Genomic DNA, 8,771 nt, shown 5'->3' with positions numbered 1-8,771 from the left:
GATCGAGTCCTTCGGCGACATGGCCGCCGTCCTCGACGCAGGCACCCCACAGGACCGGGCCGCCCTCTACGAAGCCCTGGACCTGGAGCTCCGCTACGAGCCATTCGAGCAGGCCGCAGCCGTCAGCGTCCGTGTGGTTGAAGTAGGTGTCCGGAGGGGGACACATGCTTTAACCACACAGATCGACCTGCGCAAATGTGCATGATCGGCATTCGTGCACACGATGCACCGGTGCCGAACAAATCCCTCGCCTACCGCTCCTCCATCCCAGCACGGAGTTCACCGGCTTCCCCTCCAGCGGCACCGACTGCGCCCTCGCCAGGCGCTGCATTTCCCACCGACGGTAGATCGAATGCATCGGTCAACCCGATAGGTATACGGCCCCGCTCGGGGGCGACACACCTTTCCGGGTCGGCCCTACGGCGTTCCGTCCGCCTGTGCGCTCGCATCCTGCACACCCACTGGCCGCGCTCACCTTCCAGCGGCGTTCTACTGTCGGTCCGGCGTCACCAGCACATCCCTTCCCGATTCGACATCGATGGTGTCGTGCGGGAAGGCACCGCTACTTCGAGCTGGGCAGACCCCGCTCCCACCGACGGTGCGCCAGGCAGTAGCCCTCTCACCGCTGTTCACAATCGCCGGGCCGGGAGCCGTTGCCGCGCAACGATTCCCGGCTCGACCCGGGAGTCGACTTCCATGCCCGTCGTCCGGTAGCCCCGCCGGTGCGCTCTAGGGCGCCCAGCAGCTTGCGGGCCGTCGTGCCGCCGATCCCGGCGTCGGCGGCGAGGTCTTTCGATGTCGTACCCGGTGCTCGCTGTAGTGCTGGTCTCCAGGTTGCGGGTCAGGGCTGCGACGTCAGTGATGCTGAGTCAGGGGTGCGCTGTCATCGGAGATGGCGGCTGGGTTTGTCTCTCCATCATCCGATCGGGGGATGGGCTGAAAGAGCGCAATGGCCGATGTTCGAGGCCGTGTGGGGAAGAAATCATGTCTCTGTGTCCATTGTCGAAGTTCAGGGTCTGCGTAAGTCCTACGGCGCCGTCATCGCGGTCGAGGACATCAGCTTCGCCGTCGCCGAGGGAGAGATCTTCGGCATTCTCGGCCCGAACGGCGCCGGGAAGACCACTGCTGTGGAATGCGTGGAGGGTCTGCGGGTACCGGACGCTGGCAGGATTCGGGTCGCCGGTTTCGACCCGCTCCGTGAGCACGACGAGGTAACCCGGATTCTTGGGGTGCAACTCCAGCAAAGCGAGCTGCAGGCCAAGCTGACCGTGCGCGAGGCGCTGCACATGTACAGCGCGTTCTACGAGAAACCGGCAGACTGGCGACCGCTCGTCGAACGCTTGGGCATCGAGCAACAGCTGGGGCAGCAGTTCGGCAAGCTGTCCGGCGGCCAGAAACAGCGGCTGTTCATCGCGCTCAGCCTGGTCGGCAATCCGAAGGTCGTCGTGTTCGACGAGCTGACCGCCGCGCTCGATCCTCGCGCGCGCCGCGAGACCTGGCAGTTGGTCCGGGACATCAACAACTCGGGTGTCACGATCATGCTGGTTACGCATTTCATGGAAGAGGCCCAAGATCTATGCGATCGTGTCGCGGTCTTCGACCGGGGCAGGATCGTGGCGCTCGACACTCCGGACGGGCTAATCAGGAGCTCGGACAGCTCGGTCGTGATCTCGTTCCGGTCTTCGAAGCCGCTGTCGGCCGCCGAGCTGGAGCGCCTCCCAGGCGCGGTGTCGGTCGTGCACGAGAAACCGAAGTTGACCATCAAGGGCACTGACGAAACGGTCGACGCCGTGATGGCCCTGCTCGCGCGCGAACACATCACGGCGCACGAGTTGCGCGTGGTGGACGCCACTCTGAACGACGCGTTCTTGCTCCTTACCGCGAGTCCCGAGAGCCGGGCGGACTACTCCGACACAGTGCGAAGGGACTTCTGACATGTCCGCGTCCACCGCCGTGCTGAAAGTCGAGGCGAGGCTTTTCGTACGTGAGCCCGGCGCGCTGTTCTGGGTGCTCGCCTTCCCCTCGTTACTGCTCCTCGGGCTGGGCCTCATCCCGAAGTACCGGGAGTGGGATCCGAGCCTCGGCGGTCACCGGATCATCGATTTCTATGTGCCGAGCGTCGTACTCGTCGCTCTCGTCACCGCCAGCCTGTTGTCCATGCCGAGCGCCCTGACCACCTACCGGGAGCGCGGCATCTTGCGCCGGATGCGAACGACCCCGGCCCGGCCGTCCAACCTGCTGGTGGCGCAGTTGGTCCTGCACGCGGCGGCTGCGGTTATCGGCGCCGTGCTTGCCGTCGCTGTCGGCCGCATCGTCTGGGGCGTCGCGCTGCCGCAGCAGCACCTGGCCTACGTGGTGACCCTGTTACTCGCGACGCTGTCGGGGCTGGCGATGGGCGCGGTGATTACCGCGGTCGCCCGAACTGTGAAGGCAGCCCAGGCGGTCGGCCTCGCGGTGTTCTTTCCTGCGATGTTCGCGGCCGGGATCTACGTGCCGATCCAGGTGCTGCCGAACGCCGTGCGGAAGGTGATCGAGCTGGTTCCTTTCGGAGCGGCCGCGCAGGCCCTCCACCAGGCCGCGAGCGGCAGCTGGCCATGGTGGCCCCACCTGGCCGTCCTCGCACTGTGGATCGTCGTGCTCATGGCCATCGCAACTCGCTGGTTCCGCTGGGAGTGAATCGGGCATGGTGGTCGTATGACAGATGTGCCGCGCGCCGAGGCGGGGTGGTCGTGGTTCCTGCGATGGGGGCCTTATGCGCTGCTCGGTCTCGGTGCGGTCGCCGCCGCGGCAACCGCGCCGGTGCTGATGTCGGCGACGGAGGTGTACCTCGCAGCGGCGCTTGCCGCGGGGGCACTGTGCTGGCAGCTGGCGTGGGGGTCCAGGTTGTCGCGTGCGCTGCCGGACCGCACGGCCGGGCGGGTCGTGTACTTCGCTATGCGGTCCGCGCTTGCCTTCGCCCTGTGCTGGCTCAACCCGTTTTTCTCGATCTTCGCCTTGATGGGCTACTTCGACGCGGGGCGACACCTCCCCCGGTCCCGGCGCCGCTGGGGCCTGCTGGGCATTGCGATGACACTCGCCCTGTCCCAGTCCTGCGTGCCGGACGGGCCACCGCCGCGCAACGTTGTCGAGCTGGTCGTGTTCTCGGTTCTGTTCGCGCTGCACGCCACGCTCGCGCTCGTGCTCGATCGGTTCAACGACCAGGAGGCGGAGAAAGCGGCGAAGCAGGATGCGGTCATCGAGGACCTCGAGATCGCCAATGCACGCCTGGCGCAAGCCCTGGACGAGAACGCCGCACTCCAGGCCCAGCTCGTGGTGCAGGCCAGGGAAGCCGGCATCACGGCGGAGCGGCGCCGTTTGGCCGCTGACCTGCACGACTCCATGGTGCAGGGGCTGGTCGGTGTCGTCACGCAGTTACAGGCCGCCCTCGACAGCGATGGCCCCGCGTCACGTGCGCACACGGAAAGGGCTGTTGCGCTCGCCATATACAGCCTCGGCGAGGCGCGCCGGTCGGTGCACGACCTCATTCCCGGACCGTTGGAGAATCGCACGCTGCCCGAGGCGCTCGAGCAGGCAGTCGAGCGCTGGTCCGCCGGCTCGACGGCGCGGCTGAACCTCACGGTGGTCGGCACCGTGGAACAACTGCACGATGAGCTCGAGTCGACTCTGCTGCGGATCACCGAGGAGGCGCTGAGCAATGTCGCGAAGCACGCGAATGCCGGACGGGTGGGCGTCACGCTGTCCTATATCGACGACGAAGTAACGCTGGACGTGCGGGACGATGGCTGCGGCTTCGATCCGAGCCGTGCGCCGCGGCCGTCGGAGGAGGGCGGTTTCGGGCTGGACGGCATGCAGGTGCGTGCCGGACGGGTCGGCGGAGTCGTCGTCATCGAGTCGGAGCCGGGCAGCGGCACGGCGATCTCGGCTCGTGTGCCGCTGGTTCGCCGATGACTCGCGCTACGAGGCCGATTACGCTGCTGCTCGTCGACGACCATCCGGTCGTGCGCGACGGGCTGCGCGGAATGTTCGCCGCTTCCACGGACTTCCGGGTCCTCGGCGAGGCGTCCGGTGGCGAGGAAGCCGTGACCCTCGCCGCACGCCTCGATCCCGACGTGGTCCTCATGGACCTGCGGATGGCGGGCGGTAGTGGCGTGGCCGCCATCAGAGAGATGACCAATCGTCGGCTCCGCTGCCGGGTACTGGTGCTGACCACCTACGACACCGATGCCGACGTCATCCCCGCGATCAAGGCCGGCGCGACCGGGTATCTACTGAAGGCCGCTCTGCGAGAGGAGCTGTTCGAAGCAGTGCGAGCGGCTGCGGAGAACCGCACCGTGTTCTCACCGTCCATCGCGTCGCGTCTGTTCGCGGAAGTCCGCTCGCCCGCCGCGTCGGGTCCACAGGACCGGCAGCTGAGCTCACGCGAGCGCGACGTTCTCGCGCTGGTCGCCAAGGGCACCACCAACCGGGAAATCGCCAAGGCACTGTTCATCAGTGAGGCCACGGTGAAGACCCACCTGACTCACCTGTACGCCAAGCTAGGGGTCACCGACCGCGCCGCGGCGGTCGCCGTCGCATACGAACGCGGAATCTTGAGGTCACAGCCACAGCGGGACAACTGATCCTCCGGAGCGTCGAGGACGGCCTCGTGACACCGAGCCGCATCGAGCACTGCCGGGTCCCACTCAATGATCAAGCCGCCGAAAACTGTTCGGCGGCAGACCGACATAGGACTCCGGTGTGGGAAATAATCTGCCCGCAGTGGCGCGATCTGCCCGACCCGTTGCGGGGAAGCCCACATATCCTGCCCCGTGGCCGACCTCTAGCGGCGTGGCAACCCATTCGCTTCTCGATTCGCTCTGGCTGGCGCAGCCGCGCGGCTGCCTGTGCGGCGACGCGGCGGTCAGCGCGCGCGAGAACCGCCCGGACCTGGCGCTACGGCATCAGCAATCTACTTGGCTCTTCAAGTGCAGGTTTCCATGCATGCGAACAACGGAACGGCGACACCACAGCCGCAGCGGCCGAGGACCACGCACAGTCCCCCGAGATCGACACACAGCAGCGGTACGCTGGGCTGCCATGTACGCGATTGCCTCGATTGCGGGATTCTGTGCTGCCCACGGGATCTGGAGCATCTCCGACGGCGCAACCCTGATACCCATACTCGGGTACGAGCAGCACGACGGCGCTCGCGGCATGGAACGATTCGTATTCGACGACATCGCCGACAGCGCACGAGCCGGCCAAACAGCCCTGGCGACCGGACGCGACCAGTGGGCCCGCGCAGTGCTCGTCACCGACGCCTACCTACACCTCGACACCGGCCGAGTCGACGCCCTCATCGTCGACGCCGTCGAGTACTTCTCCTCACGACGATCCCTGCAGCTGGCCATCCCCTACCGGCCACAACAGGATCCCGAAGGATTCGGTGTGTACCAGCCCCAGCTCCTGGACACCACCGGGTTCGACGAGTTCGACTACGACGTATTGGCCGAATCATTCAACTCTGGCGTCGGCTCGCACGAGCACGCCGCAGCCATATGGAGCGAATTCCGGCTCGACGAATCCTTGTAAAGCCATCCAGGGCTGGAGACCACACATCCGATCAGCGAATTGCCTGGCCGCAGTAGGCATCTCTCTATAACGCGGAGCGTCGGTGGTATAGCACCCAGCTGCCAAGGACGTTGCATCAGCATCGCGATGACCTCGATGGTCGTGGGGTGTTTGCGGATCCATTCCGATTATGACCGGCACGTACAACGATCTCGCCTCGCAGCGTCCACCGTGCCGTCACTAACCAGTAGTTCACCCAAAACGCTCTGCCAAACTCAAAAGCCCCGCAACCATATTCGCCGTTTCGCGCGCCATACCGTTTCTGCCGCCGCACCGAGCGACCCTGCGGGGCGCGAACCGGCCCGAAAGCTTGTCTATGATGATCATGGTCAGCTCTGGTGTCGACAGAGACCTCGGTGGTTGCGCCCCGCGATCGCCGAACCGGCGTGCTACGCGGGTTCGACAGTGGTTTTCAGTCTTTCGTACTGTGCGGGGTTGGCCAAGGCGACCAACCGTTTCTCGATGTGAGCCGGAACCTCTTCGAGTCCGACGTCCACGCCGGCCTTTTCCGAGTGATCGATGAAGGTCAGCAAAGCCTTCGCACCGGACATGTCCACGTAGTGCACATCTTTCAGGTTCAGCGACAGCGTGGAATGGCCGTTGCGCAACGACGAGAACACGTGATCGGCCGACAGGAACGACAGCGGGCCGCGGATGCGGTAGGTTGCGGAGCCGTCCTCGGCGATCGTGGCTTTGCGCTGCCGCGCCTGGACGGCGTGGACGATCAGGGCCAGAGCTACACCGACGGCGACGGCCACGGTGAGATCGACCAGGACGGTGATGGCCATGGTCGCGAACAGCACCACGACATCACCGCGGGGAGCGACGTGTGCTTTGCGCATGGTCTCCCAGTCGAACATCCCGACCGCGGTCAGGATGAGGATCCCTGACAACACCGCGAGCGGAATGTACTGCACGACACCACTTAGGCCGGCTACCAGCGTGAGCAGCACGACGCTGTGGGTGGCCGCCGACAGCGCCGTGCGGCCACCGCTTCGGATGTTGACCACGGATCGGACCGTCGCCCCCGCACTGGCCATGCCACCGAACAAGCCGCTGGCGATATTGCCCAATCCTTGGCCGATCAGTTCCTTGTTGCTGCGGTGGCGACCGCCGGTGATGTTGTCCATGACCACCGACGTCAGCAAGGAGTCGATGGATCCCAGCAGCGCGATGCTCAACGCGGGCAGCAGCAGCGTCAACAGTGTCGACCCGCCCAGATCCGGGATCTCCAGTGTGGGAATGGATTCCGGAATCCGGCCGATGTAGTCGATCGCACTGTTCAAGGCCAGCGGCCCGATCCGGACCTCTTCCAGCAGCGCGCCGACGAATGGCAGCGCGACCGTAATCACCACCAGCGCAACCAAACTCGCCGGAATGAACTTCACGATCCGGCCGGACGCGAGCATCAAGCCGATCGTGATCGCCACGATCAGGAAGCTCTTCTGCACCTGATCGAGTTCGCCGAGAATGATGATCAGGGCGATCCCGCCCATGAACCCCGACACCACCGGGTGCGGAATGAACCGGATGAACGACCCGAGCCGACACAACCCGAACAGGATCTGGAACGCCCCGGCCATGACGAACGCGACGAACGCCATCTCCAGTCCATGGGCAGCGATTACACCGGTCGCGACGACGGTGATAGGACCGGTGGGGCCGGTGACCTGACCGGGCGTGCCACCGAAGATCGCAGCGAAGAAACCGGCGAAGATCGCACCGTACAATCCGACGAGCGCACCCTCGGAGGTGCCGGTCGCGGTGATACCGAACGCGATCGCCAGTGGCAGTGCCACAATCGCCACGGTCAGACCTGATAAGAGCTCTTTCGCGATACGCTGCAGCACCGGCGGTACCTCGTCCCGTCGCCAACTCGAACCCGACCCGCCGCGGACCGAGCTGCCGACCAGACTTCCCGGCACACCTTTACCGTAAAGATGCCGTAAAGAACGCACCGAAGCAAGGCCAAGGCAGAAATCCCCGAGTTGCTGACATGCCGCTACAGGGCCCGACGTACCCGTCTCGAGGTGCCGCCCCTCGAGGCGACCGGGGACCCGAACCCGGCCAAATGTGATACACCGGGCACATGCCTCGAACCTCTCCTGTCAGTGCATGGAAGGCCCTGCGTGAGGGCAACGACCGATTCGTCAACGGCACCCTGCAGCATCCCAGCCAGGGTGCGGCCGACCGCGCCAAACTGGTTGCCGGGCAACATCCTTCGGCCATCGTGTTCGGCTGCGGCGACTCACGGGTGGCCGCGGAAATCATCTTCGATCAGGGTCTCGGTGACATGTTCGTCGTCCGCACCGCCGGCCACGTCGTCGACTCCTCGGTCCTCGGGTCCATCGAATACGGGGTCGCGGTACTGCGCGTCCCACTGATCGTGGTGCTCGGCCACGACAGCTGCGGCGCCGTGCGGGCCACCATCGACGCCCTTGACGGCGGCGATGTCCCCGGCGGGTTCATTCGCAGCGTTGTCGAGCGGGTCGCCCCGTCGGTCCTGATGGGTCGGCGCGAGGGCCTGACCGGCGTCGACGAACTCGAGGCCCGCCACGTCGTGGAAACCGGCCGCTTGCTTATGGAGCGATCGAGGATCGTCTCCGATCGTGTACAGGCCGGTGACTGCGCTATCGCCGGTGTCACCTACAAGCTGGCCGAGGGCCGCGCGCACCTGCGCGGTGTGGTCGGCGACATCGGCGAGGTCACGTCGGCTCTCATTTCCTGACCGGCGGGCAAGCTCGCCGTCGAGTGCGCGTCACGCCCATGCGCGTGACGCGGTCCTCTGCGGCGCTTGGTTCGACTGCGATCAGACGCACCAGCCGAGTGAGGGCGTCCGCCCCACGGCGCTCCGCTGCGCAGCCCACGAATTACACCCAAACGCGTGCGCACCCCTACTCCGCCTCGAATGTGTCGCCGCCGCAGGAGAGTTCAAGATCGGCGCCCGTGCCGTCGGCCATCTCGGTCACAGTCTCGATGTCGTGGCGTCCGAGCTCGGAATCAAATCTCGGGAACTCCTCCGCGGATGCCCGGACGCTCGTAACATCGTCGTGACCAATCGGCAATAACCGGACATATCAGGCACGCGAGTATCTCCGGTGACGTCGATACCTCGATGGGAGTACTTGTTTTGACCGAGTTCCTCGATGCCGTCAACGGCT

The 8,771-nt window shown here is 65.6% G+C and carries 8 protein-coding genes; 7 read left to right on the top strand and 1 reads right to left on the bottom strand.

The features are described 5' to 3' along the window. The 6 genes from NDR87_RS36995 to NDR87_RS36970 all read left to right on the top strand — a co-directional run. The coding region (locus NDR87_RS36995; protein WP_251918992.1) for a hypothetical protein at positions 1-205 on the top strand (205 nt) is incomplete at its 5' end. Between the two features lie 787 nt (positions 206-992). Further along, positions 993-1,934: an ABC transporter ATP-binding protein gene (locus tag NDR87_RS36990; protein ID WP_251918989.1), complete on the top strand. Its 942-nt coding sequence runs from the start codon at positions 993-995 to the stop codon at positions 1,932-1,934. 1 nt (position 1,935) lies between these two features. Continuing rightward, a complete protein-coding gene (locus tag NDR87_RS36985; RefSeq protein ID WP_251918983.1) occupies positions 1,936-2,676 on the top strand; it encodes an ABC transporter permease in 741 nt (246 codons plus the stop codon). A gap of 18 nt (positions 2,677-2,694) precedes the next feature. Then, positions 2,695-3,948: a sensor histidine kinase gene (locus NDR87_RS36980; protein WP_251918980.1), complete on the top strand. Its 1,254-nt coding sequence runs from the start codon at positions 2,695-2,697 to the stop codon at positions 3,946-3,948. Beyond that, entirely contained in the window at positions 3,945-4,619 is a 675-nt protein-coding gene (locus NDR87_RS36975) for a response regulator transcription factor (RefSeq protein WP_251918977.1), read from the top strand. Before NDR87_RS36980 ends, NDR87_RS36975 begins: the two co-directional genes overlap by 4 nt. Before the next feature lie 457 nt (positions 4,620-5,076). After that, a complete protein-coding gene (locus tag NDR87_RS36970) occupies positions 5,077-5,571 on the top strand; it encodes a hypothetical protein (protein WP_251918974.1) in 495 nt (164 codons plus the stop codon). Positions 5,572-5,999: 428 nt separating this feature from the next. Here NDR87_RS36970 and NDR87_RS36965 read toward each other — a convergent pair whose 3' ends face one another. Continuing rightward, positions 6,000-7,460, bottom strand: a complete 1,461-nt coding sequence (locus NDR87_RS36965) for a SulP family inorganic anion transporter (protein WP_308212199.1) — start codon at positions 7,458-7,460, stop codon at positions 6,000-6,002. A 239-nt stretch (positions 7,461-7,699) separates the two neighbouring features. Between NDR87_RS36965 and NDR87_RS36955 the strand changes: the two genes are divergently transcribed. Further along, positions 7,700-8,338 carry a carbonic anhydrase gene (locus NDR87_RS36955; RefSeq protein ID WP_251918971.1) on the top strand — a complete coding sequence of 213 codons (639 nt, stop codon included), beginning with the start codon at positions 7,700-7,702 and terminating at the stop codon, positions 8,336-8,338. Positions 8,339-8,771 lie beyond the last annotated feature (433 nt).

The organism is Nocardia sp. CDC159, assembly GCF_023740735.1.
GTDB classification, from domain to species: domain Bacteria; phylum Actinomycetota; class Actinomycetes; order Mycobacteriales; family Mycobacteriaceae; genus Nocardia; species Nocardia pulmonis.
Note: the sequence above shows the minus strand (reverse complement) of the source record. Positions and strands in the feature narration are given on the sequence as shown.